Here is a 17,155-nt window from a genome sequence, read left to right on the forward strand (position 1 = left end):
ATAACTTTGATGGTGCTTATTAAAGATTTATTGATCCAACGCTTTCCTTGGACAGCGACTCCGCAACAAAATTCTGTTTTTGAACTGTTAGCTCAATTTCTGAGTTCTTTTCATACGCAAGATTGTTTTGTATTAAAGGGCTATGCCGGAACAGGTAAAACAACGATCATTTCCGCTCTAGTGAAAACCCTTCCTTATATCAAGAAGAAAGCGGTCTTGCTTGCTCCTACGGGTCGAGCTGCAAAAGTAATGAGTTTCTATTCGGGTAGACCTGCACTGACCATCCACAAGAAAATATACCGTAAGAAAAATGCGGTTTCTTTTCAGCTGGATTTCACATTAGCTGAAAACCTGCATGAAGATACATTATTTATTATCGATGAATCTTCCATGATATCGAATGAAAGCGTCAACATGTTTTCGAAAAGCTTATTGGACGATCTTGTGAAATATGTACGAAGCGGTAAAAACTGTTCGATCATGTTTGTGGGTGATACCGCCCAGCTACCGCCGGTGGGTCTGTGGGAAAGCCCTGCTCTTAATCCGGCTTATTTAGAGCATGAATTTTATTTTCACCCTTATACCTTCGAATTGACAGATGTTGTTCGGCAACAGAAAAGTTCTGGAATTCTTTTTAATGCGACAAAGATCCGTCAGGAAATAAATCTTGAAGAGCTGGAAAGCACCTACCCTTTCCCTAAATTCATAACAAATGGATTTAAAGATATTTACCGAATGACAGGTGAACGTTTAATTGAGGGAATTAATTATGCATATGATAAGTTCGGAATCGAAAATACAATGATAATCTGTCGTTCCAATAAGTCTGCTAACTTATACAATCAGCATATCCGTAACCAGATTCTATTTCGAGACGAGGAGATTACAGGTGGGGATCATATCATGGTCGTACGCAATAATTATTTTTGGCTTCAAGATAATGGGATTGAAAATGGCTTTATTGCTAATGGTGATATGGCGAAAATAAGAAAAGTAAGCAACGTGCATGAGCAACATGGATTTCGGTTTGCGGATATTACTCTTGAATTTATGGATACTCAAAATCAAGAACCAATAACCTGCCGTGTAATTCTGGATAGTCTCTATACAGACAGCCCTAATCTTCCTTATGAGGAACAGAAAAAACTGTACGAGGCAGTGGCGCTGGATTACGAAGATATTTTCTTAAAACAGGATCGACTGGAAGCGATTAAGAAAGATCCCTATTATAATGCGTTACAGATAAAATTTGCTTTTGCGATTACCTGTCACAAGGCTCAGGGTGGACAATGGCCAGCTGTTTTTGTCGACCAAGGCTATTTGACAGATGAAATGTTGACTACCGAGTTTTTAAGGTGGCTATATACTGGAATTACCCGGGCTACAGAAGAGCTCTTTTTAGTCAATTTTAATGAAAAGTTCTACTCTTAGGGCTCTTTAACTAAAATTTTACAAGACTTGCTTCTTTCTCATGTGATTACTTAATACTTTTGATTTATAAATTTCACATAAAACTAAAGAATGAATAAGATTTACTTATTCTTAGGACTGTTGCTATCATGTTTTTATGCTACAGCCCAAGAATCAACCTCACCACCTAAAGCAAACTACCTGTTAGCGTCAAAATTTTCGCCAGATAGGCTTAAGAAAATGATTTTTTCTACTACGGTTAAACCAAATTGGATAAACTTTTCTGATCGCTTCTGGTACGATTTCACTACACCTCAAGGAAAAAACTGGTACCTAGTGGATCCTGCTGCCAATAAAAAAGAAACACTTTTCGATAATGAAAAATTAGCGGCACAAATTACGAAGATTGTAAAAAATCCATTTGATGCTCAACATCTGTCTCTTCAGAATTTAAGATTTACAAAAGATGAGAAGAAAATCAGATTTGAGGTTGCCAGTACGAAAGATACAGTAAAGTCCAAAGAAGAGATTGAGAAGCTGAAAGTGAAAACTGACACGATAAAAAAGAAGCTTTTCTATCTGGAATATGATCTGGCAACACAGAAAGTCATTGAGATAAGCGATAAATCAAAAGAGAAACAGCCTCTATCATGGGCAACCTTCTCTCCTGATACCAATACCGTCTACTTTGCTAAGGACTTTAATTTGTACTGGATGGATCGCGCCAATTATGAAAAAGCGGTTAAGAATGAAAAAGATTCAACAATTGTAGAACATCAGATCACTAAAGATGGCGTACAATATTATGCTTGGGCGGGTGATGAATATAGCACCACTACAGGCGACGATAAGAAAGATGAAGATCTTGTGAAGCGCAAGCGTGTATGGATGAACTGGTCTCCTGATGGTAAGCATTTTGTTATTACACGTAAAGATAACAGAAGTTTAAATCCGTTATGGGTGATTAATAACGTAGGAAGTAAACGTCCTACTTTAGAGACCTATAAATACCAGATGCCAGGTGAAGTAGATTCTACGGAAACTCAAATGTTCATCTTCAAGGCTTCTGATAAAACTTACAAACAGATAAAAGTTGATGCTTTTAAAAATCAAACGATAAGTAATTGGTCTAAAACCACAGATAAAAATAGCTACAAGGGTGATTATTTTATCAATTACTGGTTAGGGTCAAATGAAGCATTTTACATCGCACGTTCTAGCCGTGATTTGAAACGTATCGATTTGGTTAAGGCTAATATAGACGGATCAATTAAAGTGTTAGTTGAAGAGAGATCTAACGTTTATCAGGATATCAAAAAGCCTTTATTAATTAATAATGGTGCTGAGTTTATCCATTGGTCACAACGTGATGGCTGGGGACATTTTTACCTGTATGATAATCAAGGTAATTTGAAACAGCAGTTGACAAGTGGATCTTTCAATTGTGAAGAAATTACAGGATCTGATATGGCAACAAGAACGTTGTATTTCACGGCTAATGGTCGAGAAAAAAATGAAGATCCGTATTATTTACATCACTACAGTGTGGGCTTTAATGGTGGAAATCTAAAATTATTAAACCCAGGAAACTTTGATCATCAGGTTGATGTCAGTGAAAGTTCTCGTTACTTTGTTAATAATTTTTCTAGGGTAAATACAATTCCAGAAATCGCTTTATACCATACAAATGGTAAGAAATTAATGACCTTAGAAAAGGCGGATCTATCTTTACTTTTTGCTGCTGGTTATAAGTTTCCGCAACCATTTAAAGTAAAAGCTGGTGACGGTATTACTGATCTATATGGTGTTATGTATAAACCATTTGATTTTGATAGCACCAGAACTTATCCCATTGTGGAATATATCTATCCTGGACCACAAACGGAGGCTGTAAATCAGTCTTTTGGTAGAAGCATGGATAGAATTGACCGATTAGCACAATTTGGCATGATTGTCATTACAGTAGGTAACCGTGGTGGTCATCCTGCTCGATCACAATGGTACCATACATTTGGCTATGGTAACTTAAGGGATTATGGATTGGAAGATAAAAAGGCCGCTGCTGAACAATTGGCAGACCGCTACAAGTTTATTGATATCAACCGTGTTGGTATTACAGGACATTCGGGTGGTGGATTTATGTCAACTGCAGCAATGTTGGTATATCCTGATTTCTTCAAAGTAGCTGTTTCTGGTGCTGGAAATCATGAAAATAACATCTACAACAGATGGTGGAGTGAAAGACATCATGGTGTAACGGAGAAAATTAGTGCCAAAGGCGATACTACATTTGCTTATCAGATCGATAAAAATACAGACTTAGCAAAAAATCTTAAAGGTAAGCTTCTGATTGCAACTGGTGATATTGATAATAATGTACACCCGGCTAATTCTATTAGAATGGTGAACGCTTTAATCAAAGCAAATAAGCGTTTTGACTTCTTGCTTTTACCTGGTCAACGTCACGGATTTGGTGATATGACAGAATATTTTTTCTGGAAAATGGGTGACTATTTTGCAGAATACCTAATCGGTGATTCAAAAATTGAAGAAGTCAATATGATTGAAATGAATAGAGAAATACCGTTGAGTAGATAATCAATGATTACAAAACAAAAATTAGAAATTTTTTCCGCTATCTATACTCAGTATCAGGTAGCGGATTTTTCTTTGGATATTTTACAAGGATTATCTTTACTTGATCTTTTAGTGCTGTCTACATATGAAGCGGATAAGCAACTTGCCTTTAGAAGCGCCTGGATGTTCGAGACCATTGTTTTAAAAGATAAAGCCTTGCTTGACAAGCGTAACTACCAAATGCTGATTAAAAATCTGACAGATTTAAATAATTGGAGCTGCGCTAGAAGTTATAGCAAAGTATTAATGTACATCACCTCTCCAAAAGTAAATCATATCCGCTTGTCTGATGAAGAATATGATTGTATAATTGACGTCTCTTTCAAATGGTTAACTGATCCAAGTTGTCCGGTTGCTGTAGCTGCAAATTGCATGGATATTTTAGATCAAATGAGTAAAAAATATTCGTGGGTTAAAGAAGAACTTTATGCACAGGTCGAATATTTATTGAGAATAAACCCTACTCCAGCGATTAAAAGCAGGAGTTTGAAAATTTTGAAAAAGTAAATCAAATAGGTTAAACTAAAATGCTATGACTTGCTTTCGCTCTCTTATCTTCAAGATTTAAGAGATGTCCACCATCATCATAGCATTTAATTACTATTTTTAAGATAACTCTAGCACTAAAATAGTGTATTACCTTTATGTGAATATGCTCGCCCTAGGTGTCTAAAAGCAGCTTCAGTACATTCTCTCCCTCTCGAAGTTCGCATTAAATAACCTTCTTGAATAAGAAAAGGTTCATAAACTTCTTCAATTGTACCTTCATCTTCTCCTACGGCAGTAGCAATGGTTTTTAAACCAACAGGACCTCCTTTAAATTTATCTATGATGGTGGTCAGAATACGATTATCCATTTCATCTAAACCATTTTCATCCACGTTTAGGGCATTAAGTGCATATTTTGCTATCTCTCGCTCAATAGAACCTGTTCCTTTTATTTGTGCAAAATCCCGTGTTCTTCTCAACAGGGCATTGGCTATACGCGGTGTTCCTCTGCTTCTTCTTGCAATTTCATAGGCACCTTCATCTGTAATGGGTGTTTTTAGGATATCTGCAGATCTCAGTACTATGGTGGTCAATAACTTAACGTCGTAATATTGTAATCGCGCATTAATCCCAAATCGCGCACGTAATGGAGATGTTAATAGTCCTGAACGTGTTGTTGCTCCAATTAAGGTGAATGGGTTAAGCGATATTTGCACAGATCGTGCATTTGGTCCGGTCTCCAACATGATATCGATCTTGAAGTCTTCCATTGCTGAATAGAGATATTCTTCAACAATCGGGCTTAACCGGTGGATTTCATCTATAAATAAGACGTCACCCTCTTCCAGATTGGTCAGTAATCCCGCCAGGTCACCGGGTTTATCCAGAACGGGTCCTGAAGTAATTTTAATACCTACGCCCATCTCATTGGCGATAATATTGGAAAGTGTCGTTTTACCCAATCCTGGGGGGCCATGAAGTAATACATGATCCAAAGACTCGCCTCTTAATTTTGCAGCCTTAACAAAAATATTAAGATTCTCTAAAATTTTCTCCTGTCCCGTAAAGTCCTCAAAAGCCTGAGGTCGCAATACACGTTCAATGTCTCTGTCTGTATGACTTAAGTTTTCCGCATTTGGATCTAAGTGTTCATTCATTTACGCTTTCCTTTCTTCAATTTAATTATACTTTCTCGTCCAACTTGAAATCTTTAGTTGAATAACACCAAAAAAAGCTTCTTTAAAAATACTGGTACTCATTTTTGAAGTACCTTCTGTCCGGTCTGTAAAAATAATCGGTACTTCGACCACATTAAACTTATATTGTATCGCCGTAAATTTCATTTCTATCTGAAAGGCATAGCCCACAAATCGAATTTTATCAAGCGGTATACGCTCAAGAACTTTCCGTCTAAAACACACAAAACCGGCTGTAGCATCTTGGATATTGATTCCGGTGATAAACCGTACATAAACAGATGCGAAATAGGACATCAAAACCCTATTCATCGGCCAATTAACGACATTGACCCCTTTGATATAACGAGATCCGATACTCATATCTGCACCATCTAAGCAACTTTGTCTTAAACGAATTAGATCTTCAGGATTATGGCTAAAATCTGCGTCCATTTCAAAAATAAACTCATATTCTCGTGCTAATGCCCATTTAAAACCATGGATATAAGCAGTGCCAAGTCCTAATTTCCCTTTGCGTTCCTCCATGAACAAACGTCCTCTGAATTCCGCTTCAAGCGATTTTACGATTTGTGCAGTCCCATCTGGAGAACCATCATCAACGATTAAAATATGAAAAGGTACTGAGAGTGAGCATACTTTGCGAATTATTTTTTCAATATTCTCTTTCTCGTTATATGTAGGTATGATAACTAAACTATCGGCCACTTTAAAAACATTTTGTGTGTGGTAAAGTTACTAATTTTATTGGGATTTTGACGTGCGTTTAATTGGTATAATGAGGTGCTCTGCAAAATAAAAAAGTCCACTATTTTGCAATAGCAGACTTTTATTAACCAATTATAAACTTAAATTATGAGACTACAAATATAGGATAAAGGAATGGTAAACCAAACTAATTTGCGGGTTGATGCGTCTTGATAACACAAAAATTACAAATACAGCGATTAGCGATCGACTTCGCCTAATACGATGTCCATAGAACCCAATATAGCGATCAGATCCGCAATTAAGGTTCCTTTTCCTAATTCAGGTAAAACGGAAAGATTGTTAAAACTCGGACCTCTTGCTTTCACACGCTTAGGAATGTCTGTCTTTTCTTGTGTTACAAAGTAAAATCCTAATTCACCTTTCGGATTTTCAGCTCTTACATAATAGTCCTGTGCTTTTAAATTCACCTTTTTAGGTACAAGTGCTCTTGGGTCAAATGTATCTGTACGCGGAAATTCTTTTAATAGTCTTTCCAAACATTGTTCGATAATCTTAACAGATTCTTTTACTTCATCGACCCGGATTTTGTATCGGTCCCAGCAATCTCCGAGCGCTCCCATCTCTCCTTTTCCAACAGGGATTTCGAAATCAATTTCTGGATAAACAGAATAACCGTCAATTCTTCTCAGATCCCATTTGATTCCTGAAGCTCTTAACATCGGACCAGAAACACCATAATTGATCGCGACATCTGCAGGCAACACACCAATATTTGCTGTTCGGGATATGAAAATCTGGTTCTCGGTCAACAGTTCATCGAGTTCGACCAATTTTGGTTTAAAATAAGTTACAAATTCAGCACACCTTTCTTCAAAACCTACTGGTAAATCGTAAAATAAGCCTCCAACCCAAATGTAATTATAGAGCATGCGTGAACCGGATACCCATTCAAGCATATTCATAATATGCTCCCGATCTCTAAAACACCACATAAACGGCGTAAATGCACCTATATCAATTCCATAGGTACCGATACCAATTAAGTGCGATGCTATTCTATTTAATTCGCAGACCAGTACACGTATATATTCAACTCTTTTTGGTATTTTATCGTCGATACCGAGCATGCGCTCTACCCCCATTACAAATGCATGGCTATTATTCATCGATGATAAATAGTCCAGACGATCTGTAAATGGAATACTTTTACCATAATTCATTGATTCCGCATGTTTATCAAAACAGCGATGCAAATAGCCTAAATGTGGAATGACTTCTTTTACAAGCTCTCCATCTGTAATCAATTGAAGCCGAAGCACGCCATGGGTAGATGGATGTTGCGGGCCCATATTAATAATCATTTCTTGAGAGCCAATGCTATCTAAATGTTGTTGGTATTTTTCTAAAGCTGCAGTATACTTCGTATGCGACATATTTTTGGTTATCCAGTTCTTATTTTATTTAATTGCTATGCCATGATAACTTTCAGGGTCTTGATAATCCTTTCTTAAGGGGTATCCTTCCCAGTCATCAGGGAGTAGAATACGTCTAAGATCAGGATGATTCGTGAAAAATATACCCATGAGATCAAAAGCTTCCCTTTCATGCCAATCTGCAGTTTTCCACACTGCGGCTAATGATGGTACTTCGGGTAATTGCTGTAAATCACGATCATTTGCAACGGCAACTTTTAACACCAAAGTGTGTTGGTATGGTATAGAGGTCATATGATAAGTTACCAAAAATCCAGCATCACCTAAATCAACTGCCGCAATATTATTTAAAAAATCAAAATAGAAGCCTTCTTGATCCCTCAGGTAATAACAGATTTGTTCTAAAAATGCTTTATTAACAAATAAAGCAGACTGCAAACCCGATTCCTCAATTTTTTCGATAGCCTCTTCCCCGAACTGCGCAGTTATTGATTTTGAAATTTCGTGTATATTCATATACTATGGTGCTAAACGGGTTATTTTCCATGAATCTGAAACTTTCTGAAAAGCAATCCGATCATGCAGGCGGCTTGAACGCCCTTGCCAGAACTCCATATATAGTGGTTTAATTAAGTATCCTCCCCAAAATTCGGGACGAGGTACTTGCTCCTGGTCTTTAAATTCTTCTGTTAGACCTGCCACTCTTTCTTCTAAAAAAGTACGGTTTGGAATGGTATCACTTTGAGGTGAAGCAATAGCGCCAATACGGCTTCCTTTTGGTCTTGACTGAAAATATTCATCAGAGTCTTCTACTGGTAATTTTTCTATCAATCCCTCAATACGTACCTGACGTTGCAATTCTGGCCAGAAAAATAGTACGGCAACATGAGGATTAGCATCCATTTCTGTTCCTTTACGGCTATTAAAATTTGTAAAAAAACTAAAACCGTTCTCTTTAAGATCTTTAAGCAAAACAATTCTGGAAGAAGGTAGGGAAAACTCTCCTACGGTTGATAAGACCATTGCATTGGGTTCAAGAACCTCACTATGAACAGCTTCGTTAAACCATCTTTCAAATTGCACTAAAGGATCATTGCTTACTTCGCTTTCACACAGATTACCTAATGCATAATCTTGTCGAATAGCGGCAATATCTTTATGTTCGATTGCCATGACTTTGATTTTTTGTATGTCACAAACATACTAAATTCACTTATTTTTATCGACTAATCTAGTATAAATTAATCTGCAAAATGACTTTGGCATTAATTTTATTGTATAATAAGTCTAATATGTATCGCAATGTTTAACGAACTTGACCCAAAGGCTGGCTGTTTATTAATATCTGAACCTTTTATGCTCGACCCGCACTTCGAAAGATCTGTGATTTTATTGTGTAATCATAATGAAAAAGAAGGTACTTTAGGATTTATTCTAAATCATAAGGTTGTGGGCTGTATCGGTGATTTGGTTGAAAAAATAGCGAATTGCACATTTCCACTACATATTGGTGGACCTGTAGCACAAAATGAGGTATTCTTTATCCACTCAAGATTTGACTTATTGTTAAGTGGTGACGAAATTCGTGAAAATATCTATTTCGGCGGAGATCCAGAATTGCTATTTTCACTTATTAATGATCATAAGATAAAAGAAGATGAAGTCAAGTTTTTCTTAGGGTATTCGGGCTGGCAACCAGAGCAGTTAGATAAAGAAATTAAGGAAAATAGCTGGGCTGTACAGAACAAGTTTTCAACGGGATTGGTGTTTGAAAAAGACACAGAACTACTTTGGAAACAATCTGTTATGAGTCTGGGACCCAAGTATGCTCATGTGGTTAATTTTCCGCAGTCTCCTAGTCTAAATTAAATTGTAATTTTTATGAATAATATATAATATTCACTATTTTTTAGTATATTTGTGTCATTAAGCAGAGTCCTTACGTTTTAAAACATATCAATTTTATCTTAATTCGAGATATGGCTTTCACCTTTGAATTTATTTAATGCGCTGACTTTTGTTTACTTAAACTGCTATAAATTGAGTAGTTTAATATGGTTTAATATTAATTTTAAATAAATAAATGAGTAGTTCAGAAAGTTTTAGCAAAAAAGAAAAAGAGAAGAAAAAGTTAAAAAAGAAACAAGATAAGGAACAAAAGAAAGAAGAACGAAAAAACAATACCGATAAAGGTAAAAGTTTAGAAGAAATGTTTGTTTATGTCGATGAATATGGAAATATAACTTCTACTCCTCCTGATCCAACAAAAAAAACAAAAATTAACGTAGAAGATATCGCGATATCAACTGCTAAATATGAAGCAAACCCTGAGGATTTAATCAAATCTGGTATTGTGAACTTTTACAATACAGATAAAGGTTTTGGTTTCATTCGTGATCTCAAGACTCAGGATAAAATATTTTTCCACGTTAATGGTCTGATTGATGCTGTTAAAGAAAACGACAAAGTAACTTTTGAAACTGAAAAAGGATTGAAAGGTATGAATGCCGTAAATGTTAAATTGCAAAAATAACATTCAAGGTTAACGATATTAAAAAAGGGATTTAATTCATTAAATCCCTTTTTTAATATCGTTATTTTAACAATTTTACTTCATAAAGATCCTTTCGTCGATCCTTCATCACCTTGACGGTTCCATATTCATGCAGGTCACGAAGTGCATATAAATCGACATCTGCAATTAGCACCATCTCGGTGTTTGGCGTAGCCTCTGCTTTTATCGCATTATTTGGAAAGGCAAAATCCGAAGGTGTAAATACGGCCGATTGTGAATATTGTATATCCATATTATTGACCCGAGGTAAATTTCCTACAGATCCGGCAATAGCCACATAACATTCATTCTCAATTGCGCGAGCCTGTGCACAGGTTCTAACACGGATGTAGCCATTCTGTGTGTCTGTCATAAAGGGTACAAATAAGATCTGCATTCCTTGATCGGCTAGAATACGGCTCAATTCTGGAAACTCAACATCATAACAAATCAGTAAACCTACTTTCCCACAATCTGTATCAAATACTTTCACTTCATTACCTCCGGTCATTCCATAATATTTACTTTCATTGGGAGTAATGTGAATCTTTTTAAATGAATCCAGTTTACCGTTCCGGTGACAGAGGTAAGATATATTATATAGTTTCTTGTTTTCCATAATGGGCATGGAGCCAGCAATGATATTGACATTATAGGAAACAGCAAATTGTTGGATTTTATCAATAATTTCTGATGTTTTCTCTGCTAGTTTTTCCATTGCCAACCTTTCAGGCAATTCATTATACGGACTCATTAACGGTGAATTGAAAAATTCTGGAAACATAATAAAATCTGTTCCATAATCGCTCACGGTATCAACAAAAAATTCAATTTGATCAAAAAAAGCATCAATATTGTCAAATAAACGCATTTGCCACTGTACTAAACCTAATCGAATGGTTTGTTTGGTGGTAGAAATAGAACGTGTTTCTGATTCGTAATAGATATTATTCCACTCCAATAGGGTTGCAAACTCCATCGATTCTGAATCTTCGGGAAGGTAATGCTTCAATATCTTTTTGACATGAAAATCATTGGACAATTGAAAGGTTAACGTTGGATCGAAAATTTCTTTACGTTTCACTTTTTCAATATATGTCCTTGGACTCATTTTATCTGAATAATTGTGATAATTGGGGATCCTTCCTCCTGCTACGATAGATTTTAAATTCATCTGCTCACACAGTTCTTTACGTGCATCATATAAGCGCCTTCCTAATCTTAATGCACGATGATCTGGATGTACAAAGACTTCTATACCATAGAGTGTGTCGCCATCGCTGGTATGTTTTGAAAATTTTCCGTCATCAATAATTTCATAATAACTATCGTATATATTACTTTTTTTTGAGTTTAAAATGATGGAAAGTGCGCAAGCTACAACATGACCGTCGATTTCTACACATAATTGTCCTTCAGGAAACATATCGATTAAATCGACAATATTTTCTCTTGTCCAGACATCTCCTACTCCTTGGTAAGCTTCGGTCATTGACCTTCTCAAATCAACATAATCTTTCTTCGTCAAGTTCCTGACTTGAATATCCATATAATATAATTTTAGTTATCTAAATTTAAACAAAATTCAAGCCTAAAAGCACAGTTCATGCGATATAAAAGAAAAAGAGCTAAAACCTACGGCTTTAGCTCTTTTGTAGAAGCTTATTTATTGCATTTTACAATGCGAAAAATTACGCTTGACCAGTTGTTCCACCAAATGGGAACGCAACAGTTGGATCACCACCGATTACTTCTGCATCAGCAGTTTGGTTTCCAGCAGCAATAGCGTCAAAGCGAATAACATTATCTTGTAATGCACCTAACAAACGTTTAGCATGTTCTGGTGTCAAAACGATTCTAGATTTTACTTTAGCTTTCGGCACACCTGGCATTACACGTACGAAGTCAATCACAAACTCTGTGTTTGAATGTGTAATGATCGCTAGATTTGAGTAGATTCCTTCTGCTACTTCTTCTGTCAACTCGATACTCAATTCGTTTTGATTTTGATTATTTTCCATAAAATTTATTATAAGTATTTAATATATGTTATTCTTATTATTTGCTAAAAGTTCTAAAGTCTTGTCCTGCTTCAATATTCAATAATGTTTCATAGATCAGGCGGATGACATTGTCGACATCTTCTTTGTGCACCATCTCTACAGTAGTATGCATGTAGCGTAAAGGTAGTGAAATCAATGCAGATGGCACACCTCCATTACTGTATGCAAACGCATCGGTATCGGTACCTGTAGAACGTGATGATGCTTGACGTTGGAAAGGAATTGCATTTTTTTCTGCTACCTGAACCAATAATTTGTTTAAATTAATCTGAACTGCCGGAGCATAAGATAATACAGGTCCTCCTCCAGATGATAAATCACCCTGTGTAATCTTGTTAATCATTGGAGTCTGAGTATCATGTGTCACATCTGTAACGATTGCAACATTTGGTTTAATACGCTGTGCAATCATTTCAGCTCCACGTAGACCGATTTCCTCTTGAACAGAGTTTACGATATATAAACCAAATGGTAATTTCTTTTTATTTTCTTTGAGTAAACGCGCTACTTCAGCTATCATAAAACCACCAGCACGGTTGTCCATAGCACGACCTAGATAATAGCGATCGTTGAGGATGCTGAACTCATCTTCATAAGTAATAACACAACCTACATGAATACCCAAAGCTTCTACTTCGTCTTTGGAAATACAACCACAATCTAAAAAGATATTTTTTAATGTAGGTGCTTCTTCTTTCTCTCCGGAACGTGTATGAATTGCTGGCCAACCGAATACCGCCTTTACAATACCTTTATCAGTATGGATATTCACTTTTTTAGATGGTGCGATCTGGTGGTCGGAACCACCATTGCGAATCACATAAATTAAACCGTCCTTCGTGATATAGTTAACGAACCAGGAGATCTCATCAGCATGTGCTTCTATAACAACTTTATAGTCAGCTTCTGGGTTGATAACTCCTACAGCAGTACCATAGTTATCTGTGAATGTTTCGTCCACATATGGCTTTAAATAATCTAACCATAAGCGCTGTCCCTCCCATTCAAATCCAGTTGGTGACGGATTATTAATATATTTTTCAAAAAAAGAAATCGAGTCCTTTGTTACTATTGAAATATGTTTATTTTCTTTCTTCTTCTTGTCTGCCATGCTCCTAATTTTATTTCCGATGTCAAATTATGAAAAATTATAGTAACCACAAAAGTAAAAATTGAATTTATTTCATCTGTGCCGATATTGGGCACTTTTCTTGCTTTTTTAGCTTTATTCCGATGCAATCATGAGCTGAAAATGATTTTAAACATTATATTTACGCTTGTAAAAAAATTAATAGACAATATGGAGAATTTATTCAGCGTCATACATTGGAATTTAGATCCTGAAATATTTAAAATTGGCACTTTTGGTCTTCGTTACTATGCTTTATGCTGGTTAGCGGCATTTGCGGTATCGTATATGATCATGCTTAAAATATTCAGAAATGAAAATAAGAGTCAAGAATTATTGGATCAATTGAGTATTTATATCTTTCTAGGAACTTTAATTGGCGCCAGATTAGGACATTGTCTATTTTATGAATTTGATTATTATAAAGATCATTTATGGGAAATGGTGTTACCATTTAAATTTGTAAATGGTCAATTTCAAATGACCGGATTTGCAGGTTTAGCGAGTCATGGTGGCGCAATTGGTATATTGGTCGCATTATACTTATTCTGCAGAAAAACGAAAACAAACTTTCTTTGGCTTGCAGATCGCCTTGTAGTGGTTGTACCAATTGCAGGAGCCTTCATCCGTTTGGGTAACTTTTTCAATTCGGAGATTATTGGTACGCCTACCGATAAACCATGGGCGATTGTTTTTGATCATGTAGATCAAGTGCCTCGTCACCCAGGACAACTTTATGAAGCTATTGCCTATATCATCATCTTCTTTATTATTGTTTACTTATTCAAAAATAAAAAGTTGCAAAAACCTGGTGCATTAATGGGACTCTTTTTTGTCTTACTTTTTTCTGCTCGACTTTACCTCGAAAGTTTCAAAATTGACCAGGAAGAATTTGAACAAGGAATGGCTTTGAATATGGGACAGCTCCTAAGTATTCCTTTTATATTAGGAGGACTCTATTTTATGTTTAGAAAGCCTAAAGAAGTAAAACGTTAATAAGAGGATCTTTAAATTTGATATAAAAAAGCTTAGCATAATAGGATGTGCTAAGCTTTTTTTATGTGAAATTACTTAAATAGAACTAATTCTAGCGATAATGAGTGGATGGGTAGATTGGTCGAGATCCAGATTTTTCGAGAAAATAAATATCACCCCATTCCCGATCAATATAGTCTTTCCCATAAGTACTAAAGCTGTTCTGTCCGGCTGGAATAAGAATACTTTGTTTATAGGTTCTCTCAATATCTGGGACTCTATTTATAATTTGCTCACTATAATTTTCAATTACAACAGGCACAGGATACTGTTTAATGTAAGGTATAGTCTTTGCTTTGTCAGCATAGAATGTGAATGTACAAATCACTTCGTTTTCATAAGACCCTGAAAGTCCATCCTCAAAGATCTTATTATAAGTTACAGTATAATCCAGATATGGTTTCTCATTTCCGTAAAGCATATTGATCCCGAGTAAGTCAGTTGTTGTTGGATACGAATTGGGAGAAATTACTATATTAGAGTTATTAGCTGTAATTATATTTTGATTAATATTTTTAGCAAACGAAGCATCACTAGTTTTAGAAGGATACATCATTATCGAGCGGCTATCAAATATTCCGACATCTACGCTCGCTAATACGCCTACTTTATTAAAGTTATGCATTTTATTGGAATAAATATTTGAAGTATTGATCGTCACATAATTATCTCTATCATTTCTTCCCATTTCATGGTGAATACCACAGGCATGTAGTATTTCGTGAATTGCAGTAGAGACAGATGCATCCGAAGTTAAATTTATCAGTTGTTCTCCACCAGTCATTCCAATTAATGAATTATTTCCAGTGGATGAATTAAACTTTACAAAATTAGAATTTGATGAACTTTTAACAGCGAAAGTTAATGGAGTGTTTGTCGACAGCCAGTTTATGGCAGAATTTATATTAGCGCTGAGATTAGCAGAAACGTTATTGTTAATTGTATAATAGATTTTACCATTGGGCCATAACTTAGCGAAATCAGTCATAATTAAGCTTTTAGGTTTTTTTTCTGCATTATAATATGATAAATAATTAAATTGATCTTTCGTGAGAATGACGTCATCAGATAAAAAGTACTTGCTATTTACTTCCAAAACTCTTATATCTTCATTTTCTATCTTAAAGGTGTGCCAAATTGAGTCTTTTCCTGACGGTTTAGAATCTATTATAAAATCATTATTCTTGCAAGAGATTAGAACTAAAAATAGCATCACTGGGAGAAGAATTTTCATTTTTTTCATAATTTTTCAAATTTATAGTACAATTAAATATTTAATATTTTTTTCACAAAAACAGATATTTAGCACCTAGTGTTACTGTTTGGTTATTAAATTTTTCAAGATTTAATTCATGAATATTTCCATCTGTCAAAAATGTTCTTTCTTTACCTCTTATTAAATAACCGCTACTATATGAGATATTTAAAGAAACATTAGAAGAAATTTCAATAAGGCTACCAAATCCTAGATCATATGTAAATGATGAATGATCAAAGCTTTTGGGCTGTTTTAAAGATTCTATTTTATTCCAAGTGGCAATCGCATAATTATACCCTATTCCACCCTTTGCACCTACCTCAACAATTGTGTTTAAAACATTTAAAGAATAATTATAATTTAGTCCAAGATTACTTTTTCTAATTACATACCTACTGTTTAAATCAAAGACTGTTTTAGAATGTAGTTTTAGGTTATCTTTATTTAATTGCAGTAAAAATCCCCACTTCTCTTGTCGATTCTTAATTATGTGTGCCCCTAACCGTAAATTGATAAACATACTTTCATCACTTTGAAATTCAGTTTTTATCTCAGCTCCCGAACTAAATATATCAATATCTGTTCCTTTACCAGAAATAGTCCGTGCTATACCTATATCTGAAAAAAAAATCTTATTTGAAATCGACCTTTGGTATCCAAAACTAACGCCTGTTTTAATATTATTACTCCATGTCAATTTTGAAGTAAAGTCATATCCCCGAACTACCCATTTTAAACTATAAAACTCCATTTGAGGAGTAATATAGAATATTGATTTATTATTAACCTTTTTATCAATTTCTTGCGCCAAGGATATAATTACATTTCCTGAAAAAAGAATTAGTAGAATTAATTTTATCATTATTGGTTATAGGATAATAAAACATCACTATAAATATATGTAAAATAGTATATAAAATAAAAGTAGATTAACATAGTTAATAAAATATTAAAAATAAATTAACACAGATGCATTTTAAAGTTCATTTTTGTTAATTTATTTTTAAGAGATAGCTAGATGCTGAATGTAAAATCTTTGCTATTCGATTTGTTCACATTACAGGCTTCAACACGCAAATACAGCTTGTAACGACTGCCTGTATACAGCTGAAAATGAACCATACCCTGTACAAATAATTATTCTTACTGTGGGATTGTGAAGGTATCGATCCTAACACCATCAGTAACAGTAAAGTCAGTGTTACTTAGAATGTTAATTTTGGCAATCGCTGTACAAGAC

General features: G+C 35.1%; 16 protein-coding genes. 6 read left to right on the top strand and 10 right to left on the bottom strand.

What is annotated here, in order from left to right; genetic code table 11:
* Positions 1-12: 12 nt before the first annotated feature.
* The 3 genes from JAZ75_RS20235 (at position 13) to JAZ75_RS20245 (ending at position 4,554) form a co-directional block, all read left to right on the top strand.
* Positions 13-1,431 carry an ATP-dependent RecD-like DNA helicase gene (locus JAZ75_RS20235; protein ID WP_232789452.1) on the top strand — a complete coding sequence of 473 codons (1,419 nt, stop codon included), beginning with the start codon at positions 13-15 and terminating at the stop codon, positions 1,429-1,431.
* 90 nt (positions 1,432-1,521) lie between these two features.
* Entirely contained in the window at positions 1,522-4,008 is a 2,487-nt protein-coding gene (locus JAZ75_RS20240) for a S9 family peptidase (protein WP_208698001.1), read from the top strand.
* A gap of 3 nt (positions 4,009-4,011) precedes the next feature.
* Positions 4,012-4,554 (top strand): hypothetical protein, encoded by a 543-nt coding sequence (locus tag JAZ75_RS20245; RefSeq protein ID WP_208698003.1) that lies wholly within the window; start codon positions 4,012-4,014, stop codon positions 4,552-4,554.
* Positions 4,555-4,670: 116 nt separating this feature from the next.
* Here the strand turns inward: JAZ75_RS20245 and ruvB are convergent, their stop codons facing one another.
* The 5 genes from ruvB to pdxH form a co-directional block, all read right to left on the bottom strand.
* A complete protein-coding gene (gene ruvB / locus JAZ75_RS20250) occupies positions 4,671-5,693 on the bottom strand; it encodes a Holliday junction branch migration DNA helicase RuvB (RefSeq protein ID WP_021188218.1) in 1,023 nt (340 codons plus the stop codon).
* Positions 5,694-5,714: 21 nt separating this feature from the next.
* Positions 5,715-6,440, bottom strand: a complete 726-nt coding sequence (locus JAZ75_RS20255) for a polyprenol monophosphomannose synthase (protein WP_021188219.1) — start codon at positions 6,438-6,440, stop codon at positions 5,715-5,717.
* 239 nt (positions 6,441-6,679) lie between these two features.
* Positions 6,680-7,876 carry an NADH-quinone oxidoreductase subunit D gene (locus JAZ75_RS20260; RefSeq protein ID WP_132768242.1) on the bottom strand — a complete coding sequence of 399 codons (1,197 nt, stop codon included), beginning with the start codon at positions 7,874-7,876 and terminating at the stop codon, positions 6,680-6,682.
* A 24-nt stretch (positions 7,877-7,900) separates the two neighbouring features.
* A complete protein-coding gene (locus tag JAZ75_RS20265) occupies positions 7,901-8,392 on the bottom strand; it encodes an NADH-quinone oxidoreductase subunit C (protein WP_132768244.1) in 492 nt (163 codons plus the stop codon).
* A 3-nt stretch (positions 8,393-8,395) separates the two neighbouring features.
* On the bottom strand, positions 8,396-9,049 hold the full coding sequence (pdxH, locus tag JAZ75_RS20270; RefSeq protein ID WP_021188222.1) for a pyridoxamine 5'-phosphate oxidase: 654 nt from the start codon (positions 9,047-9,049) through the stop codon (positions 8,396-8,398).
* Between the two features lie 129 nt (positions 9,050-9,178).
* Between pdxH and JAZ75_RS20275 the strand changes: the two genes are divergently transcribed.
* Entirely contained in the window at positions 9,179-9,745 is a 567-nt protein-coding gene (locus JAZ75_RS20275; protein WP_021188223.1) for a YqgE/AlgH family protein, read from the top strand.
* 214 nt (positions 9,746-9,959) lie between these two features.
* Positions 9,960-10,409, top strand: coding sequence for a cold-shock protein (locus JAZ75_RS20280; protein ID WP_021188224.1), 450 nt, complete (start codon positions 9,960-9,962; stop codon positions 10,407-10,409).
* A 61-nt stretch (positions 10,410-10,470) separates the two neighbouring features.
* Here JAZ75_RS20280 and JAZ75_RS20285 read toward each other — a convergent pair whose 3' ends face one another.
* From JAZ75_RS20285 to JAZ75_RS20295, 3 genes are all read right to left on the bottom strand, one after another.
* Positions 10,471-11,979 carry a carbon-nitrogen hydrolase family protein gene (locus JAZ75_RS20285; protein WP_132768247.1) on the bottom strand — a complete coding sequence of 503 codons (1,509 nt, stop codon included), beginning with the start codon at positions 11,977-11,979 and terminating at the stop codon, positions 10,471-10,473.
* 142 nt (positions 11,980-12,121) lie between these two features.
* Positions 12,122-12,451 (bottom strand): DUF3467 domain-containing protein, encoded by a 330-nt coding sequence (locus tag JAZ75_RS20290; protein WP_021188225.1) that lies wholly within the window; start codon positions 12,449-12,451, stop codon positions 12,122-12,124.
* Between the two features lie 37 nt (positions 12,452-12,488).
* Positions 12,489-13,604 carry a M42 family metallopeptidase gene (locus tag JAZ75_RS20295; protein WP_208698005.1) on the bottom strand — a complete coding sequence of 372 codons (1,116 nt, stop codon included), beginning with the start codon at positions 13,602-13,604 and terminating at the stop codon, positions 12,489-12,491.
* Positions 13,605-13,793: 189 nt separating this feature from the next.
* Between JAZ75_RS20295 and lgt the strand changes: the two genes are divergently transcribed.
* On the top strand, positions 13,794-14,618 hold the full coding sequence (gene lgt, locus JAZ75_RS20300) for a prolipoprotein diacylglyceryl transferase (protein ID WP_208698007.1): 825 nt from the start codon (positions 13,794-13,796) through the stop codon (positions 14,616-14,618).
* Positions 14,619-14,709: 91 nt separating this feature from the next.
* On the opposite strand, the gene JAZ75_RS20305 is transcribed toward lgt, so the two are convergent.
* Both JAZ75_RS20305 and JAZ75_RS20310 read right to left on the bottom strand, forming a co-directional pair.
* A complete protein-coding gene (locus JAZ75_RS20305; protein ID WP_208698009.1) occupies positions 14,710-15,900 on the bottom strand; it encodes a M12 family metallopeptidase in 1,191 nt (396 codons plus the stop codon).
* Between the two features lie 43 nt (positions 15,901-15,943).
* Positions 15,944-16,777: an outer membrane beta-barrel protein gene (locus JAZ75_RS20310; RefSeq protein ID WP_208698011.1), complete on the bottom strand. Its 834-nt coding sequence runs from the start codon at positions 16,775-16,777 to the stop codon at positions 15,944-15,946.
* Positions 16,778-17,155 lie beyond the last annotated feature (378 nt).

Origin of the sequence: Sphingobacterium sp. UDSM-2020 (assembly GCF_016132525.1) — a bacterium.
Taxonomy (GTDB): domain Bacteria; phylum Bacteroidota; class Bacteroidia; order Sphingobacteriales; family Sphingobacteriaceae; genus Sphingobacterium; species Sphingobacterium anhuiense.

Coding starts and splice junctions, on each gene's coding strand:
- JAZ75_RS20240 (WP_208698001.1), top strand. CDS start 1,522: ATGAATAAGATTTACTTATTCTTAGGACTGTTGCTATCATGTTTTTAT.
- JAZ75_RS20245 (WP_208698003.1), top strand. CDS start 4,012: ATGATTACAAAACAAAAATTAGAAATTTTTTCCGCTATCTATACTCAG.
- ruvB (WP_021188218.1), bottom strand. CDS start 5,693: ATGAATGAACACTTAGATCCAAATGCGGAAAACTTAAGTCATACAGAC.
- JAZ75_RS20260 (WP_132768242.1), bottom strand. CDS start 7,876: ATGTCGCATACGAAGTATACTGCAGCTTTAGAAAAATACCAACAACAT.
- JAZ75_RS20265 (WP_132768244.1), bottom strand. CDS start 8,392: ATGAATATACACGAAATTTCAAAATCAATAACTGCGCAGTTCGGGGAA.
- pdxH (WP_021188222.1), bottom strand. CDS start 9,049: ATGGCAATCGAACATAAAGATATTGCCGCTATTCGACAAGATTATGCA.
- JAZ75_RS20275 (WP_021188223.1), top strand. CDS start 9,179: ATGTTTAACGAACTTGACCCAAAGGCTGGCTGTTTATTAATATCTGAA.
- JAZ75_RS20280 (WP_021188224.1), top strand. CDS start 9,960: ATGAGTAGTTCAGAAAGTTTTAGCAAAAAAGAAAAAGAGAAGAAAAAG.
- JAZ75_RS20285 (WP_132768247.1), bottom strand. CDS start 11,979: ATGGATATTCAAGTCAGGAACTTGACGAAGAAAGATTATGTTGATTTG.
- JAZ75_RS20290 (WP_021188225.1), bottom strand. CDS start 12,451: ATGGAAAATAATCAAAATCAAAACGAATTGAGTATCGAGTTGACAGAA.
- JAZ75_RS20295 (WP_208698005.1), bottom strand. CDS start 13,604: ATGGCAGACAAGAAGAAGAAAGAAAATAAACATATTTCAATAGTAACA.
- lgt (WP_208698007.1), top strand. CDS start 13,794: ATGGAGAATTTATTCAGCGTCATACATTGGAATTTAGATCCTGAAATA.
- JAZ75_RS20305 (WP_208698009.1), bottom strand. CDS start 15,900: ATGAAAAAAATGAAAATTCTTCTCCCAGTGATGCTATTTTTAGTTCTA.
- JAZ75_RS20310 (WP_208698011.1), bottom strand. CDS start 16,777: ATGATAAAATTAATTCTACTAATTCTTTTTTCAGGAAATGTAATTATA.